This window comes from Limnohabitans sp. DCL3 (assembly GCF_048019295.1).
GTDB lineage: Bacteria > Pseudomonadota > Gammaproteobacteria > Burkholderiales > Burkholderiaceae_C > Limnohabitans_A.
The window spans coordinates 2,886,318-2,905,861 of sequence record NZ_CP171842.1 but is presented as its reverse complement, the minus strand read 5'-3'; the positions used below and the strand labels follow the sequence as shown (position 1 = coordinate 2,905,861).

At 61.8% G+C, this 19,544-nt stretch carries 15 protein-coding genes and 1 riboswitch; of the genes, 5 read left to right on the top strand and 10 right to left on the bottom strand.

Annotation, left to right across the window (positions count from 1 at the left end; genetic code table 11):
• The first annotated feature begins 33 nt into the window (after positions 1-33).
• A complete protein-coding gene (locus tag ACHEXK_RS13070) occupies positions 34-228 on the top strand; it encodes a hypothetical protein (protein ID WP_416546752.1) in 195 nt (64 codons plus the stop codon).
• Between the two features lie 139 nt (positions 229-367).
• Positions 368-6,658: an excinuclease ABC subunit UvrA gene (locus ACHEXK_RS13065; RefSeq protein ID WP_416546751.1), complete on the top strand. Its 6,291-nt coding sequence runs from the start codon at positions 368-370 to the stop codon at positions 6,656-6,658.
• Here ACHEXK_RS13065 and ACHEXK_RS13060 read toward each other — a convergent pair whose 3' ends face one another.
• The 5 genes from ACHEXK_RS13060 to ACHEXK_RS13040 all read right to left on the bottom strand — a co-directional run bounded on the left by ACHEXK_RS13060 (position 6,659) and on the right by ACHEXK_RS13040 (position 12,162).
• A complete protein-coding gene (locus tag ACHEXK_RS13060; protein ID WP_416546750.1) occupies positions 6,659-7,822 on the bottom strand; it encodes a methyltransferase in 1,164 nt (387 codons plus the stop codon).
• Positions 7,823-7,890: 68 nt separating this feature from the next.
• Positions 7,891-8,673 carry an HAD-IIB family hydrolase gene (locus ACHEXK_RS13055; RefSeq protein WP_416546749.1) on the bottom strand — a complete coding sequence of 261 codons (783 nt, stop codon included), beginning with the start codon at positions 8,671-8,673 and terminating at the stop codon, positions 7,891-7,893.
• A gap of 5 nt (positions 8,674-8,678) precedes the next feature.
• On the bottom strand, positions 8,679-10,349 hold the full coding sequence (locus tag ACHEXK_RS13050) for a peptide chain release factor 3 (RefSeq protein ID WP_416546748.1): 1,671 nt from the start codon (positions 10,347-10,349) through the stop codon (positions 8,679-8,681).
• An 82-nt stretch (positions 10,350-10,431) separates the two neighbouring features.
• Entirely contained in the window at positions 10,432-11,181 is a 750-nt protein-coding gene (locus ACHEXK_RS13045) for a flagellar motor protein MotB (RefSeq protein WP_416546747.1), read from the bottom strand.
• Positions 11,182-11,187: 6 nt separating this feature from the next.
• Positions 11,188-12,162 (bottom strand): hypothetical protein, encoded by a 975-nt coding sequence (locus tag ACHEXK_RS13040; protein ID WP_416546746.1) that lies wholly within the window; start codon positions 12,160-12,162, stop codon positions 11,188-11,190.
• Between the two features lie 119 nt (positions 12,163-12,281).
• Positions 12,282-12,379, top strand: a riboswitch (S-adenosyl-L-homocysteine riboswitch).
• 80 nt (positions 12,380-12,459) lie between these two features.
• On the opposite strand from ACHEXK_RS13040, the gene ahcY reads away from it, so the two are divergent.
• From ahcY to metF, 3 genes are read left to right on the top strand one after another with little or no spacing between them, the layout of a single operon-like run.
• Entirely contained in the window at positions 12,460-13,893 is a 1,434-nt protein-coding gene (gene ahcY, locus ACHEXK_RS13035; RefSeq protein WP_416546745.1) for an adenosylhomocysteinase, read from the top strand.
• 10 nt (positions 13,894-13,903) lie between these two features.
• Complete coding sequence (locus tag ACHEXK_RS13030; RefSeq protein ID WP_416546744.1) at positions 13,904-14,752, top strand: TlyA family RNA methyltransferase; 849 nt, start codon at positions 13,904-13,906, stop codon at positions 14,750-14,752.
• An 18-nt stretch (positions 14,753-14,770) separates the two neighbouring features.
• Positions 14,771-15,604, top strand: coding sequence for a methylenetetrahydrofolate reductase [NAD(P)H] (metF, locus tag ACHEXK_RS13025; RefSeq protein WP_416546743.1), 834 nt, complete (start codon positions 14,771-14,773; stop codon positions 15,602-15,604).
• 89 nt (positions 15,605-15,693) lie between these two features.
• Here metF and ACHEXK_RS13020 read toward each other — a convergent pair whose 3' ends face one another.
• From ACHEXK_RS13020 to paaA, 5 genes are read right to left on the bottom strand one after another with little or no spacing between them, the layout of a single operon-like run.
• On the bottom strand, positions 15,694-16,797 hold the full coding sequence (locus ACHEXK_RS13020) for a 2Fe-2S iron-sulfur cluster-binding protein (protein ID WP_416546742.1): 1,104 nt from the start codon (positions 16,795-16,797) through the stop codon (positions 15,694-15,696).
• Between the two features lie 29 nt (positions 16,798-16,826).
• Positions 16,827-17,363 (bottom strand): 1,2-phenylacetyl-CoA epoxidase subunit PaaD, encoded by a 537-nt coding sequence (gene paaD, locus ACHEXK_RS13015; RefSeq protein ID WP_416546741.1) that lies wholly within the window; start codon positions 17,361-17,363, stop codon positions 16,827-16,829.
• A gap of 10 nt (positions 17,364-17,373) precedes the next feature.
• On the bottom strand, positions 17,374-18,168 hold the full coding sequence (gene paaC / locus ACHEXK_RS13010) for a 1,2-phenylacetyl-CoA epoxidase subunit PaaC (RefSeq protein ID WP_416546740.1): 795 nt from the start codon (positions 18,166-18,168) through the stop codon (positions 17,374-17,376).
• 6 nt (positions 18,169-18,174) lie between these two features.
• Positions 18,175-18,471 carry a 1,2-phenylacetyl-CoA epoxidase subunit PaaB gene (gene paaB / locus ACHEXK_RS13005; RefSeq protein WP_108312005.1) on the bottom strand — a complete coding sequence of 99 codons (297 nt, stop codon included), beginning with the start codon at positions 18,469-18,471 and terminating at the stop codon, positions 18,175-18,177.
• Positions 18,468-19,499 carry a 1,2-phenylacetyl-CoA epoxidase subunit PaaA gene (gene paaA, locus ACHEXK_RS13000; protein WP_416546739.1) on the bottom strand — a complete coding sequence of 344 codons (1,032 nt, stop codon included), beginning with the start codon at positions 19,497-19,499 and terminating at the stop codon, positions 18,468-18,470. Before paaA ends, paaB begins: the two co-directional genes overlap by 4 nt.
• Positions 19,500-19,544: the final 45 nt, after the last annotated feature.

Sequence of the window (19,544 nt, the reverse complement as noted above, 5' to 3'; positions counted from 1 at the left end):
GTGGAGGGCCTTTTTCATTACTGGAGTTGAACTATGTGGAAAATCGTTGTTGGATTCGTGATCTTTGCTGGCTTGGCTTTGTATGTGATTGGTAAAGGCGGCGACAGCCTGGACATGAGCGGCGAAAAGCATGGCGCTGACGCTGTGCATGTGGAGCCCGCCAAAGCCGATGCACCTGCTGCTGCACCCGCTGCAGCCCCTGCTGCTGACGCCAGCGCTGCCAAGTAAGCACTGCTGACTGCGGGCACTTGGCTTTTGCAAGGTGCCCCGACGCGAAGCCACGCCATTGCGTGGCTTTTCTTTTGGGCATCAGACAGGTCACCGTCCGCGACCTAGAATGTTTGGCCTCCACCCCAAAAAGCCCAGCATGTCCCAAGGTCTCATCCGTATCCGTGGTGCCCGCCAGCACAACCTCAAAAACCTCGATCTGGACATCCGCACGGGTGAGTTGACCGTCGTCACCGGGCCCAGTGGTTCGGGCAAGTCGAGCTTGGTGTTCGACACGCTTTACGCCGAGGGACAGCGACGCTATGTGGAGACTTTCAGCGCCTACGCCCGTCAGTTTTTGGACCGCATGGACAAGCCGGCCGTCGACAAGGTTGAGGGCGTGCCCCCGGCCATTGCCATTGACCAGACCAACCCGGTGCGCAGTTCGCGCTCCACCGTGGGCACCATGACCGAGTTGAACGACCACCTGAAGTTGTTGTTCGCCCGTTTGGGCCAGTTGTTCGACAAAGACACTGCGCAGCCCGTGCGCCACGACAACCCCGACACCATTTACGCCGAACTGGCTCAGCGTGCCGCGCAAGCAGGCGATCCGCGCCTGTACCTGACCTTCCCGGTCGAGCTGCCCGCCAACACCAGCGCCGAGCAGGTTGAGCAGTGGTTATCTGCCAGCGGCTTCACCAAGGTGCAGGCTGAACGTGAAGTGGCCACCCCCACTGGTCCGCGTCAAGTGCTGGATGTCATTGCCGACCGCTTTCGCGTCGGCACCGCCGAAAAAGCCCGCGTTGTAGAAGCCATCGAAGTGGCCCTGAAACGCGGCGGCCGCCTGAATGTGTACGTGGAGAAATTGGGGTCAGATCCCAATTTATCTTCTTCCTCGGAGCCGGCCTTCGACATCTGGCGCTTTTCCACAGGCCTGCATTGCCCCGACAGCGATTTGCGCTACACCGACCCGATCCCGTCGATGTTCTCTTTCAATTCGGCCGTGGGTGCGTGCGAAACCTGCCGGGGCTTTGGGCGCGTGATCGGCGTCGACTACGGCCTGGTCATACCCAACCCCAAGCTCACGCTGCGTGCGGGGGCCATCAAGACACTGCAAACGCCCGCCTGGCAAGAAAACCAAGACGACCTGATGCGCCACGCTGAGGCCGCAGGCATTCCGCGCGACACGGCGTGGGACAAGCTGACCCAAGCGCAGCAAGATTGGGTGATCAACGGCTCGCCCGAGTGGAAGGGCCGCTGGAACCACCAGTGGTATGGCGTCAAGCGTTTCTTCGAGTACTTGGAGAGCAAGGCCTACAAGATGCACATCCGTGTGCTCTTGTCCAAGTACCGCAGTTACACCGAGTGCCCGACGTGCCAAGGGGCGCGTTTGAAGACCGAGAGTTTGCTCTGGCGCATTGGCAGCCATTCGGATGCCGATGGGGTGTTGCCGGTGGAAAAGCGTTTCATGCCTGCGGGCGTGAAGTGGACGCGGGCGCAGTTGGAGGCGCTGCCGGGTTTGAGTTTGCACGACATGATGATCATGCCGCTCGATCGGTTGCGATTGTTCTTTGACCGGGTGTCGGCTTCGGGATTTGCGTCTGTAGCTGCAGGGGAGGCTCCGGCCGGGGATGGGCTGGGCTCCTCATACGGCGGGGGTACGCCAAAATCGTCGCCCAGCCCATCCCCGGCCAAAGCCATAGGGGCGGGTGCAAACGCATCGACACGCGGAGTCACCAAGACGGCGATTATTGGAGCGACAGAGATGTCGCAAGACGATCCATCGACCACAAGGTCTGCGTCAGAGCGGGGGGCGGGCGACGATTTTGGCGTACCCCCGCCGTATGAAGCGCCCACCCCCCGCTCTGATGCAGACCGAACCTCCGAAGAAACCACGAAGGAAACCAACCACGGCAAAAGCGCCGAACAAAAAGCCCTGCAACTGCTCCTCGAAGAAATCACCACCCGCCTCAAATACCTGTGCGACGTGGGCATTGGTTACCTCACCCTCGACCGCCAAAGCCGCACGCTCAGCGGTGGCGAAGTGCAGCGCATCAACCTCACCACCGCCCTGGGCACCAGCCTCGTCAACACCTTGTTCGTGCTCGACGAGCCCAGCATCGGCCTGCACCCTCGCGACATGCACCGCATCACCTTGGCCATGCACCGCCTGCGTGACGCCGGCAATACCTTGGTGGTGGTCGAGCACGACCCGGCCGTGATGATGACTGCTGACCGGATGATCGACATGGGCCCTGGCCCCGGCGAGCGCGGCGGGCAAATTGTGTTTGACGGCACGACCGCCGACTTGCGCAACGCCGACACGCTGACAGGCGCGTATCTGGGCGGGCGCAAGCAAGTGGGCCTGGGCTTCAAGCGCATGGTCACCGACAGCACCCCGCGTTTGATTTTGGAAGGCGCACGCGAGCACAACCTGCAAAACATCAGCGTGGATTTTCCGCTGCAAAGGCTGGTGACCATCACCGGCGTGAGCGGTTCGGGCAAGTCGAGTTTGATCCAAGACGTGCTGGCCCCGGCGCTGATGCGCCACTTTGGCAAAGCCACTGAAACCCCCGGCGCACACGACCGCTTGCTGGGCGCTGACCACCTGAGCGATGTGGTGTTTGTGGACCAGTCGCCCATCGGCAAAACCGCCCGGTCCAACCCGGTGAGCTATGTGGGGGCGTGGGACGCGATCCGCGAGATTTTTGCGACCGCGCCGCTGTCGCGCCAGCGCGGCTACACCGCCAGCAAGTTCAGCTTCAACGGCGGCGATGGGCGCTGCCCCACGTGTGGCGGCTCGGGTTTTGAGCATGTCGAGATGCAGTTCTTGAGCGATGTGTATTTGCGTTGCCCCGACTGCGATGGCAAGCGCTACCGCCCCGAGATTTTGGAAATCACGATGGAGCGCCAGGCCATTGGCGGGGCCACGCGTCACCTGAATGTGGCCGATGTGCTGGACTTGACGGTGAGCGAAGCTGCTGCCCTGTTCGCGCAGGACCGTGACGTGATCCGCGCCTTGCAACCCATTGTGGATGTGGGCTTGGAATACGTGAAGTTGGGCCAACCGGTGCCGACCTTGTCGGGCGGAGAGGCGCAACGCCTCAAGCTCGCAGGCTTTTTGGCCGAAGCCGCCAAAAGCGCGTCCAAAAGCCGCCAGAGTCTGGCGCGAAAGGGCACGCTGTTTTTGTTTGACGAGCCGACCACCGGCCTGCACTTTGACGACATCGCCAAGCTCATGCGGGCTTTGCGCAAGCTGCTCGAAGCGGGGCATTCGCTCATCGTCATTGAGCACAACCTGGACGTGATCCGCGCCAGCGATTGGCTGATCGACTTGGGACCAGAGGGCGGTTATGCCGGGGGCTTGATCGTGGCCGAGGGCACGCCCGAAGATGTGCGCCAGCATGCGACATCGCACACGGGGCTGGCGTTGCGGGAGTACGCGGCTGCGATGGGCGAGGTGTTTGGTGTGGCTGAGCGATTGAACGCGGGTGAGTACGTGGGTGGGGGCGAGGCTGCGGTGTCAGCGGGTTCCTCATACGGCGGGGGTACGCCCAAATCGTCACCCGCTGACACCGCAGCCTCGCCCTCGAGAGCTTCGGGTCTTGACGGCGCAGGGGCTACCGCCATGCCTGCCAAACGCGCACCTGTGCTCAACAACAAAATCCAAATCGTCAACGCCAAAGAACACAACCTCAAAAACCTGAGCGTCAACATCCCGCGCGGCAGCTTCAACGTGGTCACTGGGGTGAGCGGCTCCGGCAAGTCCACGCTGGCGTTTGACATCCTGTTCAACGAAGGCCAGCGACGCTACCTGGAAAGCCTGAACGCTTACGCCCGCGCCATCGTGCAGCCCGCTGGCCGCCCCGAGGTGGACGCGGTGTACGGCATTCCGCCCACCGTGGCGATTGAGCAGCGCTTGTCACGCGGTGGGCGAAAATCCACCGTGGGCACCACCACCGAGGTCTGGCACTTTTTGCGCTTGCTCTATGTGAAGCTGGGCATCCAGCATTGCGTGCACGACAACACGCCGGTGCAGCCGCAAACGCCCGACAGCATCATCGCGCAGCTGATGACGCAGTTCCGGGGGCAGCACATTGGCCTGCTCGCCCCGCTGGTCAACAACCGCAAAGGCGTTTACACCGAATTGGCCGATTGGGCACGGCCGCGCGGCTACACGCACTTGCGTGTCGATGGCGACTTTTTGCCCACACAAGGCTTTCCGCGCATCGACCGTTTCAAAGAACACAACATTGAACTGCCAGTGGCCAGCCTCGATGTGTTGCCCACCAACGAAACTGCGCTGCGCCAAGCCCTGAGCAAAACACTGGAACACGGCAAAGGCGTGGTGCATGTGCTGAGCGATCTGGACGGCTTGCGTGAAGCCATGTTCAGCGGCGAGTCCACCGCCCGCATTGGGCAGCACCGCGTGTTTTCGACGCTGCGGGCTTGCCCGGCCTGCGACACCTCGTATGCCGAACTCGACCCGCGCTTGTTCTCGTACAACAGCAAACACGGCTGGTGCCCCGATTGCGTGGGCACGGGCGTCAAGCTCAGCAAAGACGAACGCCAAGTGTTTGACGACTCGGTGCAAGACGACAAGGACAAAGGCCGCGAAAAAACCTTTGCCGAACCCGAGATCGAAGACTTGGCCAACGTGGCCTGCCCCAGCTGTGAAGGTACCCGCCTGAATGCCACGGCGCGCGCCGTGCGTCTGGGTTCAGCCCCTGGCCAGGGCTGGCGCATCACCGACATCGCCAGTTTGTCGGTGACCGATGTGAGGCACTGGGTGGACAAGCTGCAACTGATGGGGCGCGATGCCGACATCGCCCGCGACTTGGTGCCCGAGATCAAGAGTCGCCTCGAATTCCTCGAAGAAGTGGGCTTGGGTTACCTCACGCTGGATCGGGGTGCGCCCACCTTGTCGGGCGGCGAGGCGCAGCGCATCCGATTGGCTGCGCAACTGGGCAGCAACTTGCAGGGCGTGTGCTATGTGCTCGACGAGCCCACCATCGGTCTGCACGCCCGCGACAACCATATTTTGCTCAACGCCCTGCAAAGCTTGAGCGACAAAGGCAACACCTTGGTGGTGGTGGAGCACGACGAAGACACGATTCGCCGTGCTGACCACATCATCGACATTGGCCCGAGTGCGGGCAAACGTGGTGGCCGTTTGGTGGCGCAAGGCTCGGTGGCGGACATCACGGCGTCTGCCGATTCGCAGACGGGGCGCTATTTGTTGCATGCGATGAAGCATCCTATGCAGATGCGTCGTTTGGTGGATGCTTCTTTGTGGAGCGGTGGCGCGGGCGCCTCATACGGCGGGGGTACGCCAAAATCGGCGCCCACGCCACCGCCACACAAAGAAGCGACGGGTGGTGTGGATTTGCAATGGCTCACGCTCACAGGTGCCAACCTGCACAACCTGCGCCAGGTCGATGTGCAGGTGCCACTCAAGCGGTTGGTTGCCGTGACCGGCGTCAGCGGTTCTGGTAAATCCACCTTGGCCCGTGACGTGTTGCTGGCCAACGTGCAGGCCTTGGTCAGCCAGCGCTCCACCTTGGCAGGCCGCACCGCGCAAGATGCAGGCCAACGCGTGGCCTTGAGCGCGTGCAGCGATGTGCAGGGTTTTGAGACGATCGACCGCGTGCTGGAAGTGGACCAAACCCCCATCGGCAAAACACCACGCTCTTGCCCCGCCACCTACATTGGTTTTTGGGACACGATTCGCAAACTCTTTGCCGAGACCTTGGAGGCCAAAGCCCGTGGCTACGCCGCCGGGCGTTTCAGCTTCAACACCGGCGAAGGCCGTTGCCCCAGCTGCGAAGGCCAGGGCATGCGCACCATTGAGATGAGCTTTTTGCCCGACGTGAAAGTGCACTGCGAAACCTGCCGCGGTGCCCGCTTCAACCCGGAGACCTTGGCGGTGACCTGGCGCGGCAAGAGCATCGGCGATGTGCTGCAGATGGAAGTGGACGAAGCGGTGGACTTTTTCGCCAGCATGCCCAGCATCGCGCACCCGCTGCAGCTGCTCAAAGACGTGGGCTTGGGATACCTGACCTTGGGCCAACCTTCACCCACGCTCAGCGGTGGTGAGGCGCAGCGCATCAAGCTGGTGACCGAACTGACCAAGGTGCGCGACGAAGTGGGCAAGCGGGGCAACAAAGCACCGCATACGCTTTATGTGCTGGACGAACCCACGGTGGGCCTGCACATGGCCGATGTGGACAAGCTCATCAGTGTGCTGCACCGATTGGTGAATGCAGGCCACAGCGTGATCGTGATCGAGCACGACTTGGATGTGATCGCCGAGGCCGATTGGGTCATTGACCTGGGGCCCGAAGGCGGCAACGCCGGCGGGCGCATTGTGGCGGCCATGACACCTGAGGCGCTGGTGCGCTTGGGCACCCACACCGGTGTGGCGTTGGGGCCCGTGCTGGCTCGGGTGTGATCAGCCCGCCACACCCAAGCGCCAAAGCGAGGTGACTTCGGCCGCACGTGCGGCGTGCAGCGGGTCGCTGGCATCCTGGGCTTTGGCGTGCACAGGCTTCACATCCATGCGGCCCAACACCTGCAGGCCTGCCTCAGCGATCCAGCCCAGCAGGGCCTCACGGGTGCGCAGGCCCAAGTGTTCGGCCAGGTCCGACAAGACCAGCCAACCTTCGCCGCCTTCATACAAGTGCTCGGGCAAACCCTTCAAAAAGCCCTTGAGCATTTGGCTGCCCTCGTCGTAGACGGCTTGCTCTAGCAAGGTGGTGGGGCGGGCGGGCAGCCAAGGTGGGTTGCAGACCACCAGCGCTGCCCGGCCTTCCGGGAAGAGGTTGGTTTGAACCAGTTTCACCTGATTTTGCAGGCCCAAGCGTTGCAAGTTGTCCAAGGCGCAGGCCAAGGCGCGCTCGGACATGTCCGTGCCCACCACCTGTGCCGCACCGCGCCGCGCCATCACAGCCGATAAAACGCCTGTGCCCACACCAATGTCAAAAGCCACAGCGTGGGTCTGGAGTGCTTCGGGCAACGGAGCTTTGGCGACCAGTTCCACGTATTCGCCGCGCACCGGTGAGAACACGCCGTAGTGCGGGTAAATGCGCAAAGCCTCGCCCATGGCGGGCACTTCAACGCCATTCTTGCGCCATTCAAACGCACCAATCACGCCTTGCAAGCTGCGCAGCGAGATCACCGAGGCTTGCCCATTGGCCGAGCCAAAAGCTTGCAGGCAGGCGGCTTGGACGTCGGGGGCGCGGCGCAGCGCAATGCCGTAGTCGCCATTGAGCTCAATCAAGACCTGGCTCAGGATGCGCGTGCGTTGGGCTTGCGCCTGGCGGTGGGTGTGAAAGGCTGCACCGGCGATCACCTGAGCGATGGGGTCTGGCTTTTTGGCGCGGACTTTTTTGGGTTTGTCGATGCGCCTTGCCAGCGCTTGAAGCATTTGCCGCGCGTTCTGAAAGTCGCTGCGCCACAGCAAGCCGGTGCCGGCACAGGCCAAGCGGTAAGCGGTGTCGGCGGTCATGGTGTCGTCGGCCAGCACCACGGTTTTGGGCAGCACCTGGTCGGAGCGCCACAGGGCCGAGCGCGGGGTGTCTTTTTCAGACCAAGTCAACAGGGTGGGGGCGTTCATGCGCAGGTCCAGTCGGTGTGTGTGAGTCGGTTTCGCGCAGATGGCCACGCAGAAGGTTAGACGGAGTTTCAGCGCAGACGTGTCAGCAGGTGCCTGGCCAATTCGGCAAAGCCTGCACCGCGTTCGCTGGGGGTGATGTAGCGTGGCAGGTGTCTCAGTTGCGCCTCAAAGCGCCGGATGTTGGCCACGCCCACACTGTGCGGGAAGTGTTCAAACATCACTTGGTCATTGCTCGAGTCTCCCACATAAACCCAGCGTTCGATTTCGGCGTCCAGATCGCGCCCCCACAACTCGCGCACGATCCAGCGTGCGCCGGTGAGTTTGCTGTGCGTGCCCAACCAGCCATTGATGTGGATGCTGCTGACGGTGGCCGTCATGCCGGCGCCCAGCATCGTGCGCACCACCGCGTCGATGGCGTCTTGTGGCAGTTGCGTGAATTCGCTGTGGTCGATGGCGATGTCGGTTTCACGCCCAGCGCTGTCTTGAGATCGACGAGCGCCAGGGATGCGCTGCTCGATGTGCGTCAGCACCTGCTGCATGCGTGAAAAGTGGCTTGCCCGTGTGGTGGCGTCTTGTTGGTACAGCTTGCGCAGGCCATGCGGGGCGGTGTGCTGCAGCCCCACAGCCCCGTTTTCGGCCACGATGGCATCCACATGCCAACTTTGGGCAAACGCTTCGCTCCAACCCACGGGTCGCCCGGTGATGGGCACCACGTGCAGACCGGCCGCTTTGAGGTCCGCCAGCGCTTGCAGGGCCTCAGGGGTGATGGCGCCATCGGTGGTCAGCGTGTCGTCGATGTCGGTGAAGACGCCAAGGAGGTGGCGCGGCTCCCATTGGGCCAGTGGGAGCATGGGTCTCAACCCGCCGAGCCCAACGCCAAACCCGCGTGCTCGCGCAGCGGATGGAAGTGGATTTTGGGGAAGCGTTCTTGCGCCAAGCGCACGTCGTATGGCGATGTGCACAAATACGCCAGGGTGCCTGCCGCATCCAGCGACATGCGCTGTGGGTAGGCGTTGGTGAATTCGCGCAGTTCGGCCGGGGTGTCGGCGGTGATCCAGCGGGCGCCGGTGTACTGGCAGCCTTCCAGCCGCACGTCGCAGTCGTATTCGGCTTTCAGGCGGTGTTGCACCACTTCAAACTGCAGCTGGCCCACAGCACCGAGCAGCATGGGGCCGCCGATTTCAGGTTTGAAGACCTGGATCGCGCCTTCTTCGCCCAACTGGTCCAGGCCTTGTTGCAGTTGCTTGGTGCGCAGTGGGTTTTTCAAAATCACGGTCATGAACAGTTCGGGTGCAAAAAACGGCAGGCCGGTGAACAGCAGGTTCGCGCCATCGGTGATCGTGTCACCCAGTTGCACGCCGCCGTGGGTGGTGAAGCCGATGATGTCGCCTGCGTAGGCTTCGTCCACCGCCTCGCGCCGTTGCGAGAGGAAGGTGACCACGCTGGTGGGGCGCAGTTCTTTGGCGGTGCGCTGCACCTTGAGTTTCATGCCCGGGGTGTATTTGCCGGACGCCATGCGCACAAACGCAATGCGGTCGCGGTGATTCGCGTCCATGTTGGCCTGCACCTTGAACACCACGCCCGAGAACGCGCTGTCTTCGGGCTGAATTTCTTTGACCACGGGCTGTTTGTTCACCAACACCGAGCTGGTGCGCGGGCGCGGCGGCGGGGCCAGATCGACCAAGGCGTCCAGCACTTCCATCACACCGAAGTTGTTCACACCCGAGCCAAAGAAGACGGGCGTTTGTTGGCCCGCCAAAAAGGCCGCTTCGTCAAAGGCAGGCGATGCGCCAGTGGCCAGTTCCATGCTGTCCATGGCGGCTTGCCATTCCAGCCCGAAGCGTTCGGCCAGTTGGGCCTGTTCGGTGAGCGGGATGGTTTCAAAGTCTTGTGGCAGGCGCTCGCTGCCAGAGTCGAACACCGTCATGGCCTGCGTGCGCAGGTTGACGATACCGCCAAAGGATTTGCCTTGGCCCACCGGCCAAGTCATGGGCACGCAGGGCATGCCCAGTTCGCGCTCGACTTCGTCGAGGATGTCCAATGGATCGCGCACTTCGCGGTCCATCTTGTTGACGAAGGTGATGATGGGCGTGTCGCGCTGCCGGCAGACCTCGATCAGGCGGCGGGTTTGGGCTTCCACACCGTTGGCCGCGTCAATGACCATGAGCGCCGAATCCACGGCAGTCAGCACGCGGTAGGTGTCTTCCGAGAAGTCTTTGTGGCCGGGCGTGTCGAGCAGGTTGATGACGTGCTCGCGGTAGAGCATCTGCATGACCGAGCTGGCCACCGAGATGCCGCGCTGCTTTTCGATTTCCATCCAGTCGCTGGTGGCATGACGTGAGGCCTTGCGGGCCTTGACCGAGCCGGCAATCTGGATCGCACCCGAGAACAACAACAGCTTTTCGGTCAGCGTGGTTTTACCCGCGTCGGGGTGGGAAATGATGGCAAAAGTCCGGCGGCGCCGGGTTTCGTGGGCGTAGGTCACAAGGGGTCCTGAAGGTCGTGCGGTCGGCCAAGAGGCCGCCATGCTGGCCAGGCCCGGGCGGGCTGGCAGAAGTGGTGATTTTACCGGGCCAAGTGCAGCCTGGACTCGGCGCTTGAGTGCCGGCCTATCGTTTGGCCACAGGGCATTTGGCGTCGTCGTCCCAGGGCAAAGGGTGGAGGTCGTCGGCCTCGCAGTGCGTGGTGCCGGCCTCGCAACGGGGGCGCAGCTCTTTGAATTCCAGTCGCAGCTCCACCCGTCGGCTTTTTTCGGGCTGGTTCAGGATGGCCGAGTTGAAGGAAGAGCCACCGACGAAAAACTGCTCGCGGATGGCGTGGCGATTGTCAGGGCTCAGGGCGTCTGCCGCTTGCTTGTCGAGCAGCACGCACAGCACGCGCTGTGAACGCTCCAGGCTCAGGTTCAGGTTGTAAAGGTAAGAGCCTTCGGGGCTGGCATAACCCTCCAGCACAAACCGTTTGAGCCAGTTCTGGCATTCGGGGGTGCGGGCGATTTGCAGCATGTGGGGCACAAATCCGCGCAAGTCACTGGCGCGCTGGGCGTCGAGTGCGTTGCCGTCTTTGGGGAATTCGGCGAGGGCCCCGAGTTCGAGCGTTTGGCCGCGCAGTTTCAAGCCGGGGTAGGGCGTGTGCTGTGTGATCGCCCGAATGCCGTCCAGGCATGCCGAGATGGCACTGTCGCGCTGGGCCCGGCCTTCGTCCATTGTGCGCAGGCCCTGCGTGACGCTGAGCAGGGCGACCGCCATGGCCACCAAGAACAGCACCATCAGCGCGGTCATGAGGTCAGAAAAAGAAATCCAAAAAGGATTTTCTGCCTCGTCGCGCTGCCTTTTGACAGGCCTTCTTCGGGAGCCGAGCATCGTGTTTCAGCGCTGCGGTGGTGAACCGGTGGCAGAGGTGCGCAGTTGGGCCAAGATTTTGGAGGACAACGCCGCTTGCATCTCGGTCGCCAGTGTCAGGCGTTCCAACGTCTGCATGCCACCTTGGGGGGTAAAAAGGGTGTCAAGCGCTTGCTGCAGTTCTTCGACCTGGCGGTAACGGCCTGTGAGGACCGATTTTTCGATCCAGGTGAACACCATGGCCAGAGTGATGGCCAAGGCCGACACCCAAAAAGCATGGCCCACGGTTTGCACCAATTGGCTCAACTCGGCCTGCACGCGTTCGGGATTGGAGACATCCAAACCGATCAACCCAGCGATCAGTCCCGTGAAGGTGCCAATGATGCCCACACCCGTCAGAATGCCGGGGATGTGTTTGTAGAAGTTCGATTGCAATGGCGTGTCGACCAAGGCCTGGTCTGTGAAATACAAGTCGGCGTGGCTGCTGGCCTGCCATTTGCCGGCCGTGGTGGCCGCGGACATTTCCAGTGCTTGCAAAGTCTCCAAGGCTTGGCTGTATTCACGCCAGAGTTGGGCCAATCGGGGATTGTTTTGAGCCAGTTGCTCGATGTTGGACAAGTCCAAGCGCCCCCCGCTGGAGGCCAGCCCCATGTGCTCAAAAAATGCCCGCGACAAGTGGCTCACGCGATGCCGCGCCGCCCCCAGCGGCCCCGCGTCGGTGGCTGGCCACTGAGGCCGAAGCGTGCAGGCGTACTGATGCCAAGCGTGCTGCAAGGCTGGGGATGTCATGACGTCGCTTTGGATTTGGGCCAAGTCGATGGGCTGCGAGGGGCTTTGTGCCATCAGGCCGGTGAGTTGCACCTGCACGCGGTTCAGGAGGGCTTTGAGTTTCAGCGCAGGGCCCATGAAGTGGCGTGCGTAATCCAGCCCGATGAGGCCGATCACAGCGGTCACCACCCACAAATGCCAGAGGTCGTTGAAGAAGGGCATCAAGGAAGGCATGGGCATGGCAGATAGATTTCAAGAGCTCAGTCTAGCAAATGCAAGGGCTTCAACCCTGCAAGCTGAGCCGCCTTGAGGTCCATCACGGGCCGCATGGCAAAGACTGCGATAGAATCCAAAATTCCGAGGAGCGTTGCAGCGCCCCCTGGCTTGTGTCACAAGTCGGCAGCGGGGCGTGAGGCTCGGAACACTTCAACAGCAACGACGCTCATCCACTCGACGTGCGGTGAGCCTGCTTTTCCCGATCAGTGCTTTGCCCATGTGTGTGGTTCATTCACATTGCTTGGAGCTTTTCTCATGAATGCACGTATGCCTTCCACCGTCAACGCTGACTGCGTGATCGCCGACATCGGTTTGGCCGATTGGGGCCGCAAAGAAATCAAAATCGCCGAGACCGAAATGCCCGGCCTCATGGCCATCCGCGAAGAGTTCAACACCGCCCAGCCTTTGAAAGGTGCCCGCATCACCGGCTCATTGCACATGACCATTCAGACGGCTGTGTTGATCGAGACCTTGCAAGCCTTGGGCGCTGACGTGCGTTGGGCTTCTTGCAACATCTTCTCGACCCAAGACCATGCTGCAGCGGCGATTGCCGCCAAGGGCACACCCGTTTTTGCCATCAAAGGCGAAACCTTGGCCGACTATTGGGACTACACCCACCGCATTTTTGACTTCGGCCCCGCGGGCACCGAGGGTGAAGGCCCCAACATGATCTTGGACGATGGCGGTGACGCCACCTTGCTCATGCACTTGGGCAAGCGCGCTGAAACCGATGCATCCTTGATCGCCAACCCCACCAGCGAAGAAGAGACCTGCCTCTTCAACGCCATCAAAGCCAAGCTGGCGGTGGACCCCACTTGGTACAGCCGCAAAGGTGCGCACATCATCGGTGTGACCGAAGAAACCACCACCGGCGTGTTGCGCCTCAATGAAATGGCCGCCAAGGGCAGTCTGATGTTCCGCGCCATCAACGTGAACGACTCGGTGACCAAGAGCAAGTTCGACAACCTCTACGGCTGCCGCGAATCTTTGGTGGACTCCATCAAGCGCGCCACCGACGTGATGATTGCCGGCAAAGTGGCCGTGGTCGCCGGTTACGGTGATGTGGGCAAGGGCTCGGCCCAAGCCTTGCGCGCCTTGAGCGCCCAAGTGTGGGTGACCGAGATCGACCCCATCAACGCCCTGCAAGCCGCGATGGAAGGCTTCAAGGTCGTGACCATGGAATACGCGGCCGACAAGTGCGACATCTTTGTGTCTGCCACCGGCAACAAGAACGTGATCCGCTACGAGCACATGGCCGCCATGAAGGACGAGGCCATCGTTTGTAACATCGGTCACTTCGACAACGAGATCGACGTGGCATCGCTTGAAAAATTGCAGTGGGACGAAATCAAGCCCCAGGTTGACCACGTCATCTTTCCCGATGGCAAGAAGATCACGCTGTTGGCCAAAGGCCGCTTGGTGAACCTGGGCTGCGCCACCGGCCACCCCAGCTTCGTGATGTCGTCTTCGTTTGCCAACCAGACCATCGCGCAGATCGAGCTGTTCACCAAACAAGACCAGTACGAAAACGGCAAGGTGTATGTGCTGCCCAAGCACTTGGACGAGAAAGTGGCGCGCCTGCACCTGAAAAAGGTGGGCGCCATGCTGACCGAGTTGAGCGACGAGCAGGCTTCGTACATTGGTGTGTCGAAAAACGGCCCCTACAAAGCCGATACGTACCGTTATTGAAAACCACCGCATGCGCATTGACCAACTTCTCGTCGAACGTGGCTTGGCCGCCTCACGCTCCCAAGCCCAACGGTTGATCGCGGGGGGCGTGAAGTGGCAGCAGCCCGATGGCACTTGGCGCAACGTTGTCAAAAACCGCGACGAGGTGCCCGAGAGCGCTGCCCTGGAGTTGCTCGATGACGCCGAGTCGCGCTACGTGTCTCGTGGTGGCCTCAAGCTCGAAGGAGCATTGAAAGCCACCGGCGTCAAGGTCAAGGGGCTGCGCTGTCTCGATGTGGGCCAAAGCACCGGTGGTTTCACCGACTGCTTGCTGCAGTTCGGCGCTGCCGAGGTGGTGGGGGTGGATGTGGGCCACGCCCAAGTGCACCCGCGCATTGGCCAGGACGAACGGGTGGTTTGCATCGAAGGCGTGAACGCCCGCGATCTGGAGCCGGGCGACGAGCGCATCCCCGATGCGCTGGAAGGCTTTGACCTGATGGTGGGCGATGTGTCTTTCATCTCGCTCACGCTGGTGTTGCCGGGCGTGGTGCATTTGCTCAAACCCACAGGCCAGTTGCTCATGTTGGTGAAACCCCAGTTTGAGTTGCAACCAGGACAAGTGGGCAAGGGCGGCATCGTGAAAGACGACACGCATTTCCCGTTCATCGAAAACCGCGTGCGCACGGCACTGACCGCATTGGGCATGAAGGTCACCGCTTGGCTGGACAGCCCGATTGCAGGTGGCGATGGCAACCACGAATTTTTTGTGCAAGCCTGCTGGCCTGACCCTGCTGCGGTGTTGCCTGCACGCGAGGCCACACGCGTGGCGCACGAGGCCGATCTGGCCGCCAAGGCTTTTGCCAAGGCCAACGACTATTGAATTTTTGAAGGTGTTGTGATGTCTGGTTTGAAGCTGCCGATCAGCCTGGAATTTTTCCCACCCAAAACGCCTGAGGGCGCAGACAAGCTGCGCGTGGTGCGTGAAAAGCTCTACGCCCTGAAGCCCGAGTTTTGCTCGGTCACCTACGGCGCGGGCGGGTCAACGCAAGAAGGCACGTTTTCCACCGTCAGCGCCATCTTGAATGAGGGTGTTGCAGCTGCTTCGCACTTTTCGTGCATTGGCGCGACGAAAGCTTCAGTGCGCGAAGAGCTGGCCACACTCAAGGCCATGGGCGTCAAGCGCCTGGTGGCTTTGCGTGGCGACTTGCCCAGTGGCTATGGCGCGGGGGGGGAGTTCCACTACGCCAGCGATTTGGTGGCGTTCATTCGGGCGGAGACGGGCGACGATTTCCACATCGAAGTGGCGGCCTACCCCGAAATTCACCCACAAGCCAAGTCGCCCGAGGCCGATTTGCAGGCCTTTGCCACCAAGGTGAAGGCGGGGGCCAACTCGGCCATCACGCAATACTTTTACAACAGCGATGCTTATTTCCGTTTTGTCGACGACGTCTACAAATTGGGGGTGGACGTGCCCGTGGTGCCGGGCATCATGCCGATCACCAGCTCGTCGCAGTTGCTGCGCTTTTCTGACGCATGTGGCGCAGAAATACCGCGCTGGATTCGCCTTCGCCTTCAAGGCTATGGGGATGATATTGCTTCGATCAAGGCTTTCGGCCTGGATGTGGTGTCGGACCTGTGCGAGCAGCTCATCAACGGCGGCGTGCCCGCGATTCACTTCTACACCATGAACCAGAGTGCAGCGACCCTGGACATTGTCGAGCGCTTGAAGTGAACCCGGGCCATCGCCCTTGCACGCCAGGCCAGGCTTTCCCGTGGCCAGCTTGCTCTGTGCATTGAGCAACCCGCCCGGCGCCAGAGGCTTCAGCGCTCGTCAAAGCTCACCACCACCCGATCGCTGGTTGGGCGGGCTTGGCAAGACAGGATGAAGCCTTGTTCGACTTCGGGTTTTTCGAGGGTGAAGTTTTTCTCCATCTCGGTGGTGCCTTCCATGACTTTGCAGCGGCAGGTGCAGCACACCCCGGCTTTGCACGAGTAGGGCAGGTCCAGGCCCAGTGAGAGTGCCATGTCGAGGATCTTCTCGTTGCGGTTCATTGGCATGTCGTAGGGTTTGCCGTCCAGCACCACGGTGAGCTGCACTTCGCCTTGCTCGCGGGTGGCGGGGTGGCCCAGAACGGCCTGGCTGCGTTGCTCTGGGCTGAGCGCGTCGAGAGTCGGAGAGCTGAAGCGCTCGGTGCGGATGCGTTCGGCTTTGAGCCCCGCCGTCAGAAGCGCCTGTTCGGTGGCTTCGATCATGGCTTCAGGGCCGCACACAAACACCTCGTCCATGCTGCCCACGGGCAAAAAGGCGTCGATGATGGCCTGCACTTTGGCAGCGTCGATGCGTCCCTCCAGCAAAGGCACCTCTTGTGCTTGGCGCGACAAAATATGGATCAGCGTGAGGCGGTCGGGATAGCGGTCCTTGAGGTCTTGCAGCGCCTCGTTGAACATCACGCTGTCCATACGGCGGTTGCCGTAGACCAGGGTGAACTTGGATTCGGGCTGCTCTTCCAGGGTACTCGACAAGATAGACAGAATGGGCGTGATGCCCGAGCCAGCGGCAAAACCCACACGGTGGATGGCGCGGGGGCGTTGCACCACAAAGCGGCCATCGGGTGGCATCACGCGCAGGGTGTCGCCTGCTTGGAGTTGGGTGGCGGCCCAGTTGGAGAACACGCCACCCTCGACGGGGCGGATGCCCACTTCCAACACGCCGTTTTTTTGCAACTGGCTGCGGGCCGAGCTGATGGAGTAGCTTCGGCGCACGTCGGCGCCACCAATGTCGGCACGCAAGGTCAGAAACTGGCCCGGCTGGAAGTCGAAGCTGTTGCGCAGGTCGGCAGGCACATGCAGTGCAATCGCTACGGCACCGGCCGCTTCGGGGTTGACGCGCGCGATGGTGAGGTCATGAAATCGGGGTGCAGACATGGCTTGGCGCTGAGGCGGCTTGTGGCGACTCAGTAGGGTTTGAAGTAATCAAAAGGCTCCATGCAAGCCAGGCACCGGTAAAGAGCCTTGCAGGCGGTCGAGCCGAAATGGGAGGTTTCGGTGGTGTTGGCCGAGCCGCATTGCGGGCAGTTCACCACCTCGGGCTTGCCCCCACGCGCTGCAAATTGCACCACGTTGGCCGCGCCCGAGGATGTGCTGGCGCAGGCGTGCGGCGGAGCAATGCCATAGGCGCGCAGTTTGTCTTTGGCCGCGTCGCTCATCCAGTCGGTGGTCCAAGCGGGGGCCAGTTGTGTGACCACCCGGCCTTGCAGCCCGTTGGCCGCCAGCACCGCTTTCACATCGTCCTCGATCGCGCCCATGGCCGGGCAGCCGCTGTAGGTGGGCGTGATGACCACCTCCAGTCCCGCCTCACCTGCGCGCACATCGCGCAAGATGCCCAGCTCGCGCAAAGTGACCACCGGAATTTCCGGGTCGGTCAAGCGCTCCAGCAGGGCCCAAGCGCGGGTTACATCGGCGGTGCTGGGTTGCGAGTAGAGGGTGGACATGGCTGGGGGCTTACCAGGTGGCTTGCGGGTGAGCACGCGCCAAGCTCTGCATTTCGGCCAGCACAAAGCCCAAGTGCTCGGAATGAACGCCTTGTTTGCCCGTGGGTACAAAGCCACCATCGGCCGGTCGCTGAAGGGTAGCCTCTTGCAGGGCATCCTGAACGATTTGGTTCCAGTCGTTTTGCAAGGCCGCCACATCAATGCCTGTGCCATTGGTCAGCGCAGCGGTTTCGTGAGGGCTGCTGACCCAAAACTCTTGGGTGTAAGGCAGCAGCTGGTCGAGGCCTGTTTGCGCTTTGGCATGGGACTCGTCGGTGCCGTCGCCCAGTCGCACCAGCCAGTCGCGCGCGTGGCGCAGGTGGTAGCGCACTTCCTTGAGCGACTTGGCGGCAATCGCGGCCAGCTGTGTGTCTTTCGAGTTTTGCAGCTGGTCCCAGACCAGCACCATCAGGCTGCTGTACAAGAAGTTGCGTACGATGGTCATGGCGAAATCGCGGTCGCCTTGGGCGGTGGCCGACATGAGCGGCTTGTGCGGTAATTCGCACAAGGTGTAGTTCTTGAAGTCGGGCACGTCGCGGAAATACGCCAGCGTGTCTTCGGTGGCACCGCCGCCTTGCAGCGCGGCCGCGTGCTGGTAAAGCATGCGGGCTTGGCCCACCAGGTCCAGGCTGTTGTTGGACAGCGCGATGTCTTCTTCGAGGATGGGGCCGTGGCCACACCATTCGGCGTTGCGCTGACCGAGGATCAGCGCGTTGTCGGCCAGGTGCAGGAGGTATTCAATGGGCGCGTTCATAGGGGCACTCATCGCCGCTCACATGTGACCGACTTCGTCGGGGATCACGTAAAAAGTGGGGTGGCGGTAGACCTTGTCGCTGGCCGGGTCGAAGAACTCGGGCTTGTCATTGGGCTCGCTGGCCGAGATGCTGGCCGAGGGGACCACCCAGATGCTCACGCCCTCTTGGCGGCGGGTGTACACATCGCGCGCCATTTGCAGGGCGTGTTCTGAATCTGAGGCGTGCAGGCTGCCGCAGTGTTTGTGCTCCAGGCCTTGTTTGCTGCGCACGAATACTTCCCACAGGGGCCATTCTTTGAGTGCAGGGGTGCTCATGCGGCTTCCTTCATCTGACGTTGCTGTTGTTTCTTGGCGTGGGCCAGGGCCGCTTCGCGCACCCAGGCGCCGTCGTTCCAAGCCTTGACGCGGGCACCCAGGCGCTCCTTGTTGCAGGGGCCGTTGCCGTTCACCGTCGCCCAGAATTCGTCCCAATCGATCTGGCCGTAATCATGGGCTTGGCGGGCTTCGTTCCACTTGAGCTTGGGGTCGGGCAAGGTCACGCCCAGCACTCTGGCTTGGGGCACAGTGGCATCGACAAACTTCTGGCGCAGGTCGTCGTTGCTGATGCGCTTGATGCCCCAGCGCATGCCTTGCGCGCTGTTGGGGCTGTCGGCGTCAGGCGGCCCGAACATGGCCAGGCATTTCCACCACCAGCGGTTCACAGCGTCCTGCACCATGGCTTTTTGCTCGGCTGTGCCTTGCATCATCACCAGCAGCGCTTCGTAGCCTTGGCGCTGGTGGAAGCTTTCTTCTTTGCAGACCCGCACCATGGCGCGGGCATAGGGGCCATAAGAGCAGCGGCACAGGGGCACTTGGTTCATGATGGCCGCGCCATCGACCAGCCAACCGACCACGCCCACATCGGCCCAATTGAGCGTGGGGTAGTTGAAGATGGAGCTGTATTTGGCTTTGCCGCTGTGCAGGGCGTCCAGCATCTGGTCGCGGCTGGTGCCCAGGGTTTCGGCGGCGCTGTACAGGTAAAGGCCGTGACCGCCTTCGTCTTGCACTTTGGCGATCAGAATGGCCTTGCGCTTCAAGCTGGGTGCGCGGCTGATCCAGTTGCCCTCGGGCAGCATGCCGACGATTTCGCTGTGCGCGTGCTGGCTGATTTGGCGCACCAGGGTCTTGCGGTAGGCCTCGGGCATCCACTCGCGGGGCTCGATGCGGCCGTCGGCGTCGATGCGGGCGTCAAATTGGGCTTGCAAAGCGGCGTTTTGCGCGCTCAGAGCTTTTGGCACCGCCTTCAGGCTGGCCGATTTGGTGTCCTCGGTTCCGTCCGGGACGCTGAAAGATTGCGTGTACATGGCAGGTCTCCTGCGCCAAACAGGATGGGATGATCTTGGCGCGGA